This is a genomic window from Cohnella cholangitidis (assembly GCF_014107495.1).
Lineage (GTDB): Bacteria > Bacillota > Bacilli > Paenibacillales > Paenibacillaceae > Cohnella > Cohnella cholangitidis.
This window is the reverse complement of sequence record NZ_CP041969.1, coordinates 1,107,968-1,121,068: the sequence shown is the minus strand read 5'-3', so window position 1 is coordinate 1,121,068 and position 13,101 is coordinate 1,107,968. Positions and strand designations below refer to the sequence as shown.

12 protein-coding genes and 1 tRNA gene are annotated in these 13,101 nt (G+C 52.3%); 11 read left to right on the top strand and 2 right to left on the bottom strand.

Features of this window, described 5'->3' with window-relative positions; all coding sequences use genetic code 11:
• Positions 1-19: 19 nt before the first annotated feature.
• The 9 genes from phoU to FPL14_RS05500 all read left to right on the top strand — a co-directional run bounded on the left by phoU (position 20) and on the right by FPL14_RS05500 (position 11,237).
• Positions 20-679 (top strand): phosphate signaling complex protein PhoU, encoded by a 660-nt coding sequence (gene phoU / locus FPL14_RS05540; RefSeq protein ID WP_182303863.1) that lies wholly within the window; start codon positions 20-22, stop codon positions 677-679.
• A gap of 288 nt (positions 680-967) precedes the next feature.
• Positions 968-1,441, top strand: a complete 474-nt coding sequence (locus FPL14_RS05535; protein WP_182302075.1) for a hypothetical protein — start codon at positions 968-970, stop codon at positions 1,439-1,441.
• A gap of 359 nt (positions 1,442-1,800) precedes the next feature.
• Positions 1,801-4,182 (top strand): GGDEF domain-containing protein, encoded by a 2,382-nt coding sequence (locus FPL14_RS05530; protein WP_182302074.1) that lies wholly within the window; start codon positions 1,801-1,803, stop codon positions 4,180-4,182.
• A gap of 112 nt (positions 4,183-4,294) precedes the next feature.
• Positions 4,295-5,524: an EAL domain-containing protein gene (locus FPL14_RS05525; protein ID WP_182302073.1), complete on the top strand. Its 1,230-nt coding sequence runs from the start codon at positions 4,295-4,297 to the stop codon at positions 5,522-5,524.
• 127 nt (positions 5,525-5,651) lie between these two features.
• Positions 5,652-8,312 carry a DNA polymerase I gene (gene polA / locus FPL14_RS05520; protein WP_182303862.1) on the top strand — a complete coding sequence of 887 codons (2,661 nt, stop codon included), beginning with the start codon at positions 5,652-5,654 and terminating at the stop codon, positions 8,310-8,312.
• Positions 8,313-8,332: 20 nt separating this feature from the next.
• Positions 8,333-9,247, top strand: a complete 915-nt coding sequence (gene mutM, locus FPL14_RS05515; RefSeq protein ID WP_182302072.1) for a DNA-formamidopyrimidine glycosylase — start codon at positions 8,333-8,335, stop codon at positions 9,245-9,247.
• Positions 9,248-9,368: 121 nt separating this feature from the next.
• A complete protein-coding gene (ytaF, locus tag FPL14_RS05510) occupies positions 9,369-10,052 on the top strand; it encodes a sporulation membrane protein YtaF (protein ID WP_229263792.1) in 684 nt (227 codons plus the stop codon).
• A gap of 22 nt (positions 10,053-10,074) precedes the next feature.
• Positions 10,075-10,671, top strand: a complete 597-nt coding sequence (coaE, locus tag FPL14_RS05505; RefSeq protein WP_182302071.1) for a dephospho-CoA kinase — start codon at positions 10,075-10,077, stop codon at positions 10,669-10,671.
• Positions 10,672-10,679: 8 nt separating this feature from the next.
• Complete coding sequence (locus FPL14_RS05500) at positions 10,680-11,237, top strand: lytic transglycosylase domain-containing protein (protein WP_229263791.1); 558 nt, start codon at positions 10,680-10,682, stop codon at positions 11,235-11,237.
• 71 nt (positions 11,238-11,308) lie between these two features.
• On the opposite strand, the gene FPL14_RS05495 is transcribed toward FPL14_RS05500, so the two are convergent.
• Positions 11,309-11,524: an alpha/beta-type small acid-soluble spore protein gene (locus tag FPL14_RS05495; protein ID WP_182302069.1), complete on the bottom strand. Its 216-nt coding sequence runs from the start codon at positions 11,522-11,524 to the stop codon at positions 11,309-11,311.
• A gap of 110 nt (positions 11,525-11,634) precedes the next feature.
• Between FPL14_RS05495 and nrdR the strand changes: the two genes are divergently transcribed.
• Positions 11,635-12,096, top strand: a complete 462-nt coding sequence (nrdR, locus tag FPL14_RS05490) for a transcriptional regulator NrdR (protein ID WP_182302068.1) — start codon at positions 11,635-11,637, stop codon at positions 12,094-12,096.
• A 156-nt stretch (positions 12,097-12,252) separates the two neighbouring features.
• Positions 12,253-12,328 (top strand) — tRNA-Ala (locus tag FPL14_RS05485).
• 328 nt (positions 12,329-12,656) lie between these two features.
• On the opposite strand, the gene FPL14_RS05480 is transcribed toward FPL14_RS05485, so the two are convergent.
• Positions 12,657-13,076 (bottom strand): cupin domain-containing protein, encoded by a 420-nt coding sequence (locus FPL14_RS05480; protein WP_182302067.1) that lies wholly within the window; start codon positions 13,074-13,076, stop codon positions 12,657-12,659.
• Between the last annotated feature and the right edge of the window lie 25 nt (positions 13,077-13,101).

The window sequence follows — 13,101 nt, the reverse complement described above, 5'->3', positions numbered from 1 at the left end:
GAGAGGATGGATAGGGATGATGGTTAAACGGCTGGAGTTCGATCATGGATTGGAAGAAATGACGCAATTGTTAATCGAGATGGGCAATCGCGTCGAGAAGGCGCTTATCGAATCGATGGACGCGCTGAAGAACGGCGATATCGAAACGGGTAAAAAAATCGTGAAATCCGATTCCGAGCTGAACCAGCTGGAAGAGAAAATCAGCGAAATCGGAGCGAAGCTGATCGCTACGCAACAGCCGGTCGCGAAGGATTTGCGCCGTATTCTGATCGCCTTCAAAATTTCGTCCGATCTGGAGCGGATGGGCGACTTATCCGTAGATATCGCCAAGGTAGTCATCCGGTTGGACGGTCAACCGTTAATCAAGCCGCTTCTCGATCTGCCGAGAATGGCCGATCTAGTCGCGATCATGATCCAAGAATCGCTGCAGTCCTATGTGGACGAAAACGTCGATCTCGCATATAAGAGCGCGAAGGACGACGATCAGGTAGACGCCCTGTACGCGCAAATCATACGGGAGCTATTCTCGATCATGGTAGAGAATCCGAAGACGGTCAGCCAAGCGATGCTGCTTAGCTTCGTGGGCCGCTACATCGAGCGGATCGCCGATCATGCGACGAACATCGCCGAAAGCGTCGTCTATCTGATGACTGGCAAACGTCCCGATTTGAATCAATAGCAGTGGTGGAATACAGATAGCTTGCGTGACACATTTGAATTTATCGTTTATTTTTATATTAAACGAATATCGGCGAGTGAAGCACACCGCGTTTTCCCAAGTTGGGAGATCGCGGTTTTTTGTCGTCTTCAGTGCCGCAAAGGAGAGAGAGCAAGATGTTTCATGACCATTATGAACAATGGTTGGCGAATCAAAAGAAGTTGCGAAAAGGAGAACCGTTGCGCAAATTAATAGAAGACCACGGTCACTCCGAGAAGTTGTTTCTACAGGAAATTTGGTGGCCTTTATTTGGTAATCTCCAATTTCTGCACGCGGAATATGAAGTATTTTATCGATTGGGAAGTGGACGACTTTAGCTCTCATGCGAAGAATATCACTCGCCGAGGCTTTGATTATGAGAAGGAGAGACAAAATCAACTGGTGCATTACGGCTGGCACGTGTATCGAATTCCGCTAGATATGATCAAAGAACGGCCCCGCCAATGCCTGCAATTTATTTTGCAAGTGATGGGGAAGTTATATGGCGGCGGCAACCAAGGTGTTTCGGCGCTCTCGCTCAAGCATAGGGAGATTATGAGAATGGCCATTCGTCTCCAACGTCCATTTACGCCTAAGGAAGTATGTATTCTATTGGGGGTACAAGCACAGCACGCGCGCCATTTGTTGCATGAGTTGGTTTCTATGGAGTTACTTGTTGCTGAAAACGATAGAATTCGCGCGCGCAAATACTTGCTTGGGCCCAAAGCACCTACTTGGATATAGAATAGCGCTTCCTTGTCACTCTATTGGTTTGATAGGGAGCTGTAGCTATCCAATAACGTTACGGGATAACGCTATTTGAATCTGAACCCGGTGTAGTGAAGCTGTCCGGAACGTTTAGCGTTACCGCATCATCTTATTTCAGGACATGATCCGCAAAGTAGATGGATAAAGTGATACGATCACCTTACTGTACTCTACTCATTTAGTGCGAAAGGGATCATTTCGAGAGCTGCTAAGCGTTTTTACATACGGACAACAAAACCGAACGATTACGAAAACAATGCCATGGTACGGTGGTAGAAAAGAACGATCCTTTCCCGGGTATGGAATCCACTATCGTCGGTCGGGGGCATACGAATATGAATGAAGCAAGCGGATGGTTAAATCCAGAACTGGTTACGGCGCACTGGAAGGGTAGAAGAGCGGTTAACGGAGAAGAGCATGATACACGGAACGGCGAACTCGGCGACAAGTCGGTCGAGAGCCTGAACCTGCAGAGCCGCGGGTTATTTATCGTGCGTTGGGAAGGCGGGCAAGCTCCGGCGCAGTCCGACCAAGCTCCGGCAATCGTGCCTTTGCGCATACGCCGTCTGTTAAGAGCGGTCGCCCTTAGATTCTCGAAGTTATCCGATTCCGTCCTGCGTTGGACGATGTCCGGCGCGAGCCTCATCCTAACCGTAGCTTTCACGGCCGAGAAGCAGCAGGGGGGCACGTCTCCCGAGGAGGTTCCGGAGATTGCAGCGGGAAGAATCGCTTTTCTGCTGCGCGACGTCATGACAAGGGTTTTTACCGATTTTCGCTATTCGCGCAGAGTAGAGAACGGAAGCAGCCTTCGATACGGGTTCGGATGGATCGGGAGTCCGTCCGCCGTTGAGGCCGGAAAGGATACTTCGCCTGCTTACTTGGAAGAGGCGTTGCTCACGGCGTATGAAACCGCATGGCAGAGAATGTTTTTCTCCGGCAATCCGATAAGATTGCCATTGACCGAATATCCGTCGCTATCGGCGGATTCCGATTTCAAAGTCCGCTATTTGCCGATCGTTTCGCTGCTGGACGGGTCGCTGTACGGTTTCGAAGCGATCCCCGTTAGAAAGAATGGCGGCGCAAGGATGAACCTGAAAGAGTTCTATGAGAACGCGGATCAGGAAGGGCGGTTGTTCGAGGTCGATCGCCGTTTCCGCGAAGCGGCGATTCGGGGGTTTCCTTCCCGCAACGGCGACGTGAAGCTGTTCCTCCCCGTACCGTCGAAAATTATTTTCGATCCGAGGCTTTATCCGGGAAGTACTTTGAGGCGGATCGAAGCGGCCAACTTAAGGCCGGAGCATGTCGTACTCGTTATGGTCGGAGGGGAAGACGAACAGGGCGTCACGATGAAAGCCGCGCTTAGCCATTATCGCAATCAAGGGTTCCGGATCGCTTTGTCCGGAATCATGCCGAGCTTCGCTTCATTGCGCCGAATGGTGGACATGCATCCGGATTACGCGCAACTGAACGTAGGCTGGATAAGCGGCAAAGGACTCGATCCAGTCGAAGAGAGCATGCTGCAAGGCTTGATTGCTTTAACGCGCAAAGAACAGATCGTTCTGATCGCGAGCGGGCTGGATCAAGAGGGGCTGCTCCCCGCGCTTGTCGCGAGCGGAATGAATTATGCCCAAGGCAAATGGCTGGACCGTGGAGTCGAAGACCGGATGGTACTGGCTCCGGAAATTCAGACCCGTATACGCTCGGAAGTGAACAGGCGTTATCAAGGGGCCACCGGTACGTTGTCGGAATTGGTAGAACCCGTGAAAACGATGAGCAGAGATATTTCCGTCTCGGAAGTTTCCCGGCACTTTGAGCTGCATAGGGAAGGACAGGGAATCGTCATTACGGATAACGGAAGGCCAATCGGGCTAGTCATGAAAGAAAAGCTTCATCAATTGTTGTCGGGCCAATTCGGTTTACCGTTATATTGGAGCCGTTCGGTCGGCAAAATCATGGACGCTCATCCGATGATCGTCGATGAATCCATTACGGTCGATCAAGCCTCGCAGATGGCGATGGCCAGAGAGCCGGACAAGCTGTACGACGCCGTAATCGTCACTCGCGACGGACTTGTTACCGGTATTACGTCCATCCGATCCATGCTGGAGTGGATTACGCAATCGAGGATGACGGATGCGCAATGGGCGAATCCGTTAACCGGGTTGCCGGGCAACGAACCGATTCATCGGGAGCTCGTTCGCAGGCTGGCGGAAGGCCGTCCGTTCGCGGTGCTGTATGCGGATCTGGACCATTTCAAGTGGTACAACGATCAGTACGGGTTTCATAAGGGAGACGAAGTTATCCGATTTACGGGGGAAACTTTGCTGGATACCGTAAGGACGCAGACCAATGCGGAGTGTTTCGTAGGCCATATCGGGGGAGATGACTTTATCGTCGTCTCATCCGGTTCGGACCCCGCCGAGATGGCGAGAGAAGTCATTAACCGGTTCGAACGGGGAATCGGTGCGTATACGGGGAAATATGTCGGCCCGGTGCTCGATAGATCGGGGCGACCGCTGGAAGCGACGGGCCTATCGCTCTCCCTGTCCCTGCTGCTCTGCCAGTCGACGGCCGGTTGGACGCCGGATGCTCTCTCCGAGAGGGCGGCGCTGCTCAAGAAGAAGGCCAAGCAGTTGAGCGGGAACGCGCTTGTGTGCGAATCGATCGCGGAAAATGTCGAATTAAGTCCGATTGTTGCCGATTTAACCACACATTGACAAAGAGCGGGCACCGCGTTTACAAAACTTTGGTAAATTAATGTTCTAAACGAGGCGAACCTGGCTTATTGAACCTTACTTACAGTATCTGCGGAAGATGGTGTTGGATACAATGAAATCATCTTGGTTTGGCATGGAGCGATTGCTAGAGAGAATCGAACATCATCACCATATTGGGATAATAGGAATAGATCTATCCGAGTGGAGGAGCGGATTCTCGTCCGAGCTCTGGGAGGAAGGGTTTAATTGGCCTAACTGGTTGGCCTTGTCCATGGGCCGCAGCGATCTATGGTTCGGCGACGAAGTAGCGGGCCATCTGTGGCTGTACGCCGAACTGCCGGCATCTCTTGCCGAGGAGGAGAGCGAACCCTATTTGCGCGGGTTGGCCAAGCGGGTGAAAGAAGCGATTATCGCGCATTCCGGGTTAGCGGGCAAATCGTTCTCCCAATCCGCTAGGTACCGGGAGAGAGGGATTGGATATGCCGCTCTGCGCGATTGGAAACGCGGGCAGCTCAAAGACTCTATCTATCGGGGCGTACTGAAAGCGACGGGACAGATTCGGGACTCCCTCATCGATCAGAGCGATTGGGAGCTTCGTCTAGAGTTGGAGCGTTTGTTAACGGAAAGCAGCATCAAAAGCGTATATCAACCGATCATGCGGCTAGGGGACGGAAGAGTGTTCGGCTACGAAGCGCTGACGAGATGCCCGGAAGGGAGCTTGTTCGACGGACCGCTCTCTCTCTTCCAATTCGCCGAGAGAAACAACATGGCTTTCGCGTTAGACCGTCTCGCCAGGGAAAAGGCGATTCGCCATTGTCCGACGCTAGGCACGATCCAGAAAATCTTCATCAACGTCACGATGAGCATCATTAACGATCCTCATTTCGTATCCGGACAAACCGTCAACTGGCTTAACGAACGGGGACTTTATCCGGGCCAAGTCGTATTCGAGCTCACGGAACGCAGTTCGATCGACGATTTCGAGGCGGCCAAAAAAATTCTGTCGCACTATCGCAGACAAGGGTATGAGATTGCGATCGACGACGCGGGAGCGGGATATTCCTCCCTGCAATCGATCGTGGAATTAAGCCCGGACTATATCAAAGTAGACCGATCGCTCATTCGGATGGCCGACAAGGACGAGATGAAGAAACATATGCTCAGAACGTTCGTCCGCTTCGCCAAGAAGATGAATATCCGCACCGTAGCGGAAGGAATCGAAAGGCCGGAGGAGTTAAGGCTGCTGCGAGCGATGGGTTTCGACTTCGCGCAAGGGTATTTGATCGGCAGGCCGAGCGAATATCCGGGCGAGACTATGGTAGGAGCTTTCCCCAAAGCGTAAAGCTTAGGGGGAAGTTCTTTTTTCTGTTAGTTGGCAACCGGCTCCGGGGTGCGACGCAATGGGCAGTATGTTATGATAATCGTACGAATAATGTCGGTGAGGTGGGCGCTAGGTCATGAGCAATGGAATGGACAAGCTGGTTTTAATCGATGGCAACAGCATCATTAATCGCGCTTTTTACGCGATTCCGCCTTTGACGAGCAGCAAAGGGCTGCATACGAATGCCGTTCTTGGGTTTACGACGATGCTGCTTAAAGTTCTGGAGGAAGAAAAGCCAAGCCACGTGCTCGTCGCATTCGATGCGGGGAAAGTTACTTTCCGTCATGAAGGGTATTCCGAGTATAAAGGCGGCCGCCAGAAAACGCCTCCCGAGCTATCGGAGCAATTCCCGCTGCTGAAGGAACTTCTTCAAGCGTTCTCGATCTCGCAGTTCGAGCTTGCGGGCTACGAAGCGGACGATATTATCGGAACGATGGCGAAGCTGGCGGAGGAGCAAGGCAAGTCCGCGATCATCGTGTCCGGGGACAAAGATATGCTGCAGTTGACGACGGAGCAAGTAAGCGTATGGATTACGCGCAAAGGAGTCAGCGAGGTAGAGAAATATACGCCGGGCGCAATCGGCGAGAAATACGGTCTTACTCCCGCTCAGATTATCGATCTGAAAGGGCTAATGGGAGACGCGAGCGATAATATTCCCGGCGTGCCCGGGGTTGGCGAGAAGACGGCATTAAAGCTGCTGCATGAATACGGCACGGTCGAGAACGTTCTGGATCATGTCGAAGAAATCAAAGGCAAGCTGCGCGACAATATCGAAGCCCATATGGACGACGCTAAGATGAGCAAGCAACTCGCGACGATATACCGCGAAGTTCCGCTTGATTACGCGCTAGAGGATGTCGCATGGAAAGGTTACGACGAGTCGGTGCTGGCGGGCGCGATGCGGAAGCTGGAATTCAAAAACCTCGTCGAGAGATTGAATTTGGCAGGGGCGGACGAGGCATCGGAAGCGGAGAACGCGGAGACGGCTTCCCAATATGAGGTTATACGGGTAGATACGGCCGGTTGGGACGGTCTAAACAAGGCGTTAACCAGCGCGGAAGCGGTACTCGTCGAGTCTTCCGGAGACAATCCCCACCACGCGGCAGGAATCGGGATATTGATCGTTGCGGGTACCGAATGTTATGCGGTTCCTTATTCGTTGCTGCTCTCGCCTGAGGCGGCATCTCTTAGAGCTTGGCTCGAAAATGCCGATGCTCCGAAGGTTAGCTACGACTTGCATCGCGTGGAGCTTGTATTGGCAAGTTCGGGCATCGCCTTGACGGGGCAAGCGTTCGACGTGCAGCTCGCGGCGTATTTGCTCGACCCTACCGAAGCGGATCCGTCCCTTCATGGCTTGCTGCAGCGTAACGGCCTGGCGCCTATCCCGTCGGACGAAGCCGTGTACGGCAAAGGCGCGAAGGCTCGTATTCCGGCGGAAGAAGCGCTGGCTAAGCATTTGGCCGCCAAAGCCGATGCGATTCGCAGGTTGAAGCCGCACCTTGCCGAGAAGCTGGAAGAACTCGGAATGAATCGGCTATACTACGAGCTCGAACAGCCTTTGTCCGGCGTGCTTGCCGGAATGGAGAAGCAAGGGATAACGGTAAAGGCGGAAGCGTTGCAGGAGTTAGGAACGGAGTTTCAGCGGCGGATCGAACAAATGACGAAGGACATATTCGATTTGGCCGGTTTCGAGTTCAACATCGGTTCGACTAGGCAATTGGGAGAAGTGTTATTCGAGCGGCTGGGGCTTCCCGTCATCAAGAAGACGAAGACGGGCTATTCTACCGATGCGGAAGTACTGGAGAAGCTGGAGCCGTACCATGAGGTCGTACGTTTGATCCTGCATTATCGCCAGTTGACGAAACTGCAATCGACCTATATCGAAGGACTGCTTAAAGAAATTCAGCCGTCTACCGGCAAGATTCATACGTTCTATAAACAAACGATAGCGGCGACGGGAAGGCTGTCCAGCCAATTCCCGAACCTGCAAAATATACCGATTCGCATGGAAGAGGGGCGTCAAATCCGCAAAGCTTTCGTGCCGTCGGAGCCCGGTTGGTCGATTCTCGCGGCAGACTACTCGCAGATCGAATTGCGCGTATTGGCGCATATATCCGGAGATGATGGCCTCAAGGAAGCGTTCGTGAACAAGATGGACATCCATACGAAAACCGCGATGGACGTCTTCGGGGTTCCCGCCGATCAAGTGGACTCCAACATGCGCCGTCAAGCGAAAGCGGTCAATTTCGGAATCGTATACGGGATAAGCGATTGGGGGCTGTCCCAGAACCTGAACATTACCCGCGGCGAGGCGGCCGAATTCATCGAACAGTATTTCCAAGCCTTCCCCGGCGTACGCAAGTATATGGTGGATATCGTGGAGAAAGCGAGGAACGACGGTTATGTGACGACGCTAATGGATCGTCGCCGGTATTTGCCGGAAATCCGCCATTCCAACTTTAATCTGCGCTCTTTTGCGGAACGGACGGCCATGAATACGCCGATACAAGGAACCGCGGCGGATATTATCAAGCTGGCGATGATGCGCATGAACGAAGCTCTTCTCGAACGTGGACTGCGGAGCCGAATGCTGCTGCAGGTACACGATGAATTGGTGTTCGAGGTTCCGCAAGAGGAGCTGGAGATCATGAAGGAGTTAGTGCCGGAAGTGATGAGTACGGCTCTGGAGCTGGATGTGCCGCTATTGGCGGAAGTCAGCGTAGGAAGCAACTGGTACGAAGCGAAATAATAAGGAAGGAGAGGATCATCATGCCCGAATTGCCCGAGGTGGAAACCGTTCGCCGAACGTTGAACCAGCTCATCGCCGGTAAACGAATCGAGCGAGTGACGGTTAACCTGCCGCGCATTTTGCAGAAGCCGGATGATCCGCTTCTGTTCGCCGCCGAGCTGGAAGGAAGGACGTTCCAGTCCGTCGAGCGCAGGGGCAAGTTTCTGAGGCTCGTATTGGACGGGCTCGTTCTCGTTTCCCATCTTCGGATGGAGGGGCGTTATGGCTTATACGATAAGAAAGAGCCGCAGGAGCTGCATACGCACGTTATTTTTCATTTCACCGATGGAACCGAATTGCGTTATAAGGATGTCCGCCAGTTCGGAACGATGCATCTCTTTTTACCCGGCGAAGAATTACAAGCCCCTCCTTTGAATAAACTTGGAGTGGAGCCTTTGGATGAACGGTTCACGTTGGACGCGTTCCGGCGCGCGCTCGGCAACCGTTCCACGAAGATTAAGCCGCTGCTGCTTAATCAGGAGGTCGTTGTCGGGTTAGGCAACATTTACGTGGATGAAGCGTTGCATTCGGCGGGGATCCACCCGGAGACGCCGTGGAACGAGCTGAAGCGGAAGGAGCAAGAAAATCTTCACGCGGCGATCGTCGAGACTTTGTCTTCGGCGGTGGAGGCAGGAGGCTCCTCCATCAAGTCGTACGTGAACGGCCAAGGAGAAATGGGGCTATTCCAGCATAGCTTGAAGGCATACGGCAGAACCGGAGAGCCTTGTCGCAATTGCGGCACTCCCATTGAGAAGTCCGTCGTCGGAGGCCGGGGCACGCACGTCTGTCCGAAATGTCAGAAGCAACCCCGCACAGGGAATGCCGCTAACGGATCCGCAGCGAGACAACCGCGCCGCAATGCCGTGAAACGTCGATTAGACGGCGAGGGGCTATAGGCATTCGCACATGAAAGTAGCTTGAGCGGGGGGCAATCAAACCGTATCTTGCATAGGATGAACAGAACCCGGCTCCGGTTACGGAGGCTCGGGTAAGCATCCATGCAGGGGGAAATACGATATGATGGCACCTGTCGCCTCGCTAATGTTGTTGTCTTTCGCGGTCAGCCTCGACGGTTTCGGAGTCGGCATCACTTACGGCGTGAGGAAAATCAAGATTCCGATCCATTCCATCTTCATCATTTCCGCGTGTTCCGGACTCATTATTCTGCTGTCGATGATGGCTGGAGTTGCGATCACGGGTTGGATGAGTCCTCATGCCGCTTCGGCCGTAGGCGCGATTATTCTGATCGGAATCGGACTGGTCGCCCTGATTCAATTCATACGGAGCGGCAATTACGAGACGGGGAAAATCAGCGCGGAGGATTCTAAAGATGGCGCGTCCAAGCCGCTCGATCAGAGTCCCGTGCTTAAGCTTGAGCTGAGGTTGTTCGGCTTTATCATCCAAATATTGCGTACGCCTTCCGCGGCCGACTTGGACCGTTCGGGTACGATCAGCGCAGGAGAAGCGTTTTTCCTGGGAACGGCATTGTCCCTAGATGCATTCGGAGCGGGAATCGGAGCCGCGTTGGTTGGCTTCCCGCCCGTACTGACCGCGATGCTCATCGCAACCTCAAGCGGCCTGTTTCTATGGTTAGGTACTCGAGTCGGATTCGTCGCATCCGGATGGCGATGGGTCAGACAGCTATCGATGTTGCCGGGCATAATTCTAATCGCTATGGGAATCTTCAAATTGTTTATATAAAAGGATTAAAGGAAGAGTAACGATGAACATCGGATTAACGGGTGGCATCGCCACAGGCAAGAGTACCGTCGCCAAAGGGCTTACGGAGCGCGGCGCGATATTGATAGATCTTGACGGAATAGCCCGGGAAGTCGTGGAACCCGGGCAGCCGTCCTTGCTCGCTATCGCGGAGCGATTCGGACAAGCCGTGTTGCAAGCGGACGGAATGCTTGACCGCAAGAAGCTGGGCTCGATCGTATTCTCGGATCCGTCCGAACGCAAAGCGCTCGAAGCGATTATCCACCCGGCTATTCGTGCCGTAATGAAAGAAAGAATGGCCTATCATGAAAGCCATACACCGAATAAGCTCGTAGTCGTGGATGTTCCTCTGCTGTTCGAGTCCGGGCTGGAGTCCTATTTTGAGCAAATCATGGTTGTGTACGTTCCGCGCGACGTTCAGTTGCAGCGCTTGATGGAACGGGATAAGCTAACCTCGGAGGAAGCTCTGAAGAGGCTAAACGCGCAGATGAACATCGAGGATAAGAAGATCAAGGCGGATATTCTGATCGACAACAGCGGAAGCTTAGAGCATACGAAGGAGCAGCTCGATCGCTTCTGGCGGGAAAAGGGGCTGGAATGAGGAAAAGAATGAAACGCAAAAGAATAATCCTCCCCCTTGTTCTTATCATTCTAGCCGCTTTGTTCGTTCAGTCGGATTGGCTCGGTCGCTGGATCTATCCGATCTCCTTCACCGAAGAGATCAAAAGGAACGCAGCCCTATACGAGTTGGATCCTCTGCTTATCGCGGCCATTATACGGGTAGAATCCAATTATAAGCTGAATGCGGTTTCTCCCAAGGGCGCGGTCGGCATTATGCAGATTATGCCGGACACCGCGAATTGGATCTTGGAACAGGACGATTTCGGCAGTATTACGGTGAAGGACGCAGGCCAGGAAGCGCATGCCGGCATTGCTCTCGGCTCATGGTACGTGAAAGAGCTTAATCGCCAATTCGACGGGAATTTGATCATTTCCTTAGCGGCTTATAATGCAGGTCCGGGGAAAGTGCGGCAATGGCTTCAAAAAGGGGTTTGGAACGGAGAAGAGCAAACGATACGAGATATTCCTTACGGAGAGACTAGACATTACGTGCAACGTGTGATGTATTATTATAAGAAGTATCAGAAAGTATATAAGACGCTGTAATCGCAATGAAGAGGAAGCCCTGAAGCAGTTCGCTTCAAAGCTTCCCGGTATTAAGTGCTTTCGGTTGGCGATTAGCGGCCTGCCAGTTGTTGCTCGGCGATTTGCACCAAGCGGCGAGTAATGTTACCCCCGATTGAACCGTTATCTTTTGTTGTCATGTTCCCCTGATATCCATCTTGTGGGATGGCGATACCAAGCTCTTGAGCGACCTCGTACTTCAATTGGTTCAATCCTGCAGTTGCTTGGGGGACAAGCAATTGATTGCTGTTGCTGTTTTGTCCGGCCATTGTTGTTCACCTCCTTGCGGTTGGTAACTGTATTATGTGCTTTATTTTTCTGTTCATGTAAGGGAAGGGTTGGAAATAAAAATAATGTTCTGGGAGGCGGAATCGCCGTTATGAAATGCCCTTATTGCGACTACAGCGGGACGAAGGTATTGGATTCGCGTCCCGCGAACGACAACAAATCGATACGCCGCCGCAGGGAATGCGAGAAGTGCAGCCGTCGGTTCACGACCTTCGAGACCGTCGAGGAAACGCCGTTAATGGTGATCAAAAAAGACGGAAGCCGCGAGGAGTTCAGCCGGGATAAAGTGCTTCGCGGGTTGTTGCGCGCGTGCGAGAAACGTCCGGTATCCGTCGGACAGCTGGAAGTGATCGTCTCGGACGTCGAGAGAGAGCTTCGCAATACGGCACACGCCGAAGTGGAAAGCCGCATTATCGGAGAGCTGCTTATGGAGCACATCTATTCCGTAGACGAGGTTGCCTATGTTCGATTCGCGTCCGTGTACCGGCAATTCAAGGACATTAATATGTTTCTTAAAGAATTGAATACGTTGATGAGCAAGCATGGAATTTGATGATTAATTAAGTATGGTTGGAATGGATACAGGCGGACTAACGTGCGAGTCGTGATCGGCATAATAATGTCGTGTCAAAAAAGGTAATAATAAATTGGCGATGTCCGTTGACAGCGTGTTTGTTTGTGTGCTAAACTCTATTTTGTCGCCATTTACGGGCCCTTAGCTCAGCTGGGAGAGCGCTTCGCTGGCAGCGAAGAGGTCAGCGGTTCGATCCCGCTAGGGTCCACCAAATTAAAACTTTCAAGCAACCCTATAAGGGTTGCTTTTTTAATTGGTGGCCTAGCGTAGATCGAACCAAACTGGGTCGTTCCGCGCGCAGAGAGTGCTGAGATACTACATTGAAGAACTTCAACGGACGAGCACGGCATCGATATTTACCGCTGCGATCTGCTTCGTCGAGTGTGCTTCGTCAGCAAGGTTAATCAGAATATCGTTATCCCGCTAGGGTCCACCAAACATTAAACTTAACACGCCGAAACAGGCGTGTTTTTTGTTTTGGATGGACTAAGCTGATCGAACCAGGGTGTTCCGTAGGGTTGAATCCAATAGAACTGATCCTATTCCAGCCAGGTCACAGGTTTTTCGAGTATGACGCCATCCGTTTCAACCCACTGACGGAGACTGCCCGCTTGGACTTGAATTACGATGAAATACAAATCTCCAGTACCATTATTTCGAAGCGTGCGTTCGCCTTCAGGGGAAACACGGATAGCCGTTCCTTCCTTTACATCAAAAATCTGTCCATCCACCTGAAACTGGCCTCGGCCGCCAGTGAAAACGTATAGCTCCTCATTCTCGCGATGGGTGTGATAGAACGGGATAGAGCCCCCTTCCGGAAGTTGATTCATTGAAACTTCCATACCGGTTAGTTCAAGCCTGTCCTTCAGAAAGTACTTACCTGGAGCGGGGTCCTTCGACGAATTCATAAGATTGTTAAAAGGACCGACATCCACAACGCTGAAATGATTACCATTCATTTATAAACTTCCTTTCAATTTGAGT

Coding starts and splice junctions, on each gene's coding strand:
- phoU (WP_182303863.1), top strand. CDS start 20: ATGGTTAAACGGCTGGAGTTCGATCATGGATTGGAAGAAATGACGCAA.
- FPL14_RS05530 (WP_182302074.1), top strand. CDS start 1,801: ATGAATGAAGCAAGCGGATGGTTAAATCCAGAACTGGTTACGGCGCAC.
- FPL14_RS05525 (WP_182302073.1), top strand. CDS start 4,295: ATGAAATCATCTTGGTTTGGCATGGAGCGATTGCTAGAGAGAATCGAA.
- polA (WP_182303862.1), top strand. CDS start 5,652: ATGGACAAGCTGGTTTTAATCGATGGCAACAGCATCATTAATCGCGCT.
- mutM (WP_182302072.1), top strand. CDS start 8,333: ATGCCCGAATTGCCCGAGGTGGAAACCGTTCGCCGAACGTTGAACCAG.
- ytaF (WP_229263792.1), top strand. CDS start 9,369: ATGATGGCACCTGTCGCCTCGCTAATGTTGTTGTCTTTCGCGGTCAGC.
- coaE (WP_182302071.1), top strand. CDS start 10,075: ATGAACATCGGATTAACGGGTGGCATCGCCACAGGCAAGAGTACCGTC.
- FPL14_RS05500 (WP_229263791.1), top strand. CDS start 10,680: ATGAAACGCAAAAGAATAATCCTCCCCCTTGTTCTTATCATTCTAGCC.
- FPL14_RS05495 (WP_182302069.1), bottom strand. CDS start 11,524: ATGGCCGGACAAAACAGCAACAGCAATCAATTGCTTGTCCCCCAAGCA.
- nrdR (WP_182302068.1), top strand. CDS start 11,635: ATGAAATGCCCTTATTGCGACTACAGCGGGACGAAGGTATTGGATTCG.
- FPL14_RS05480 (WP_182302067.1), bottom strand. CDS start 13,076: ATGAATGGTAATCATTTCAGCGTTGTGGATGTCGGTCCTTTTAACAAT.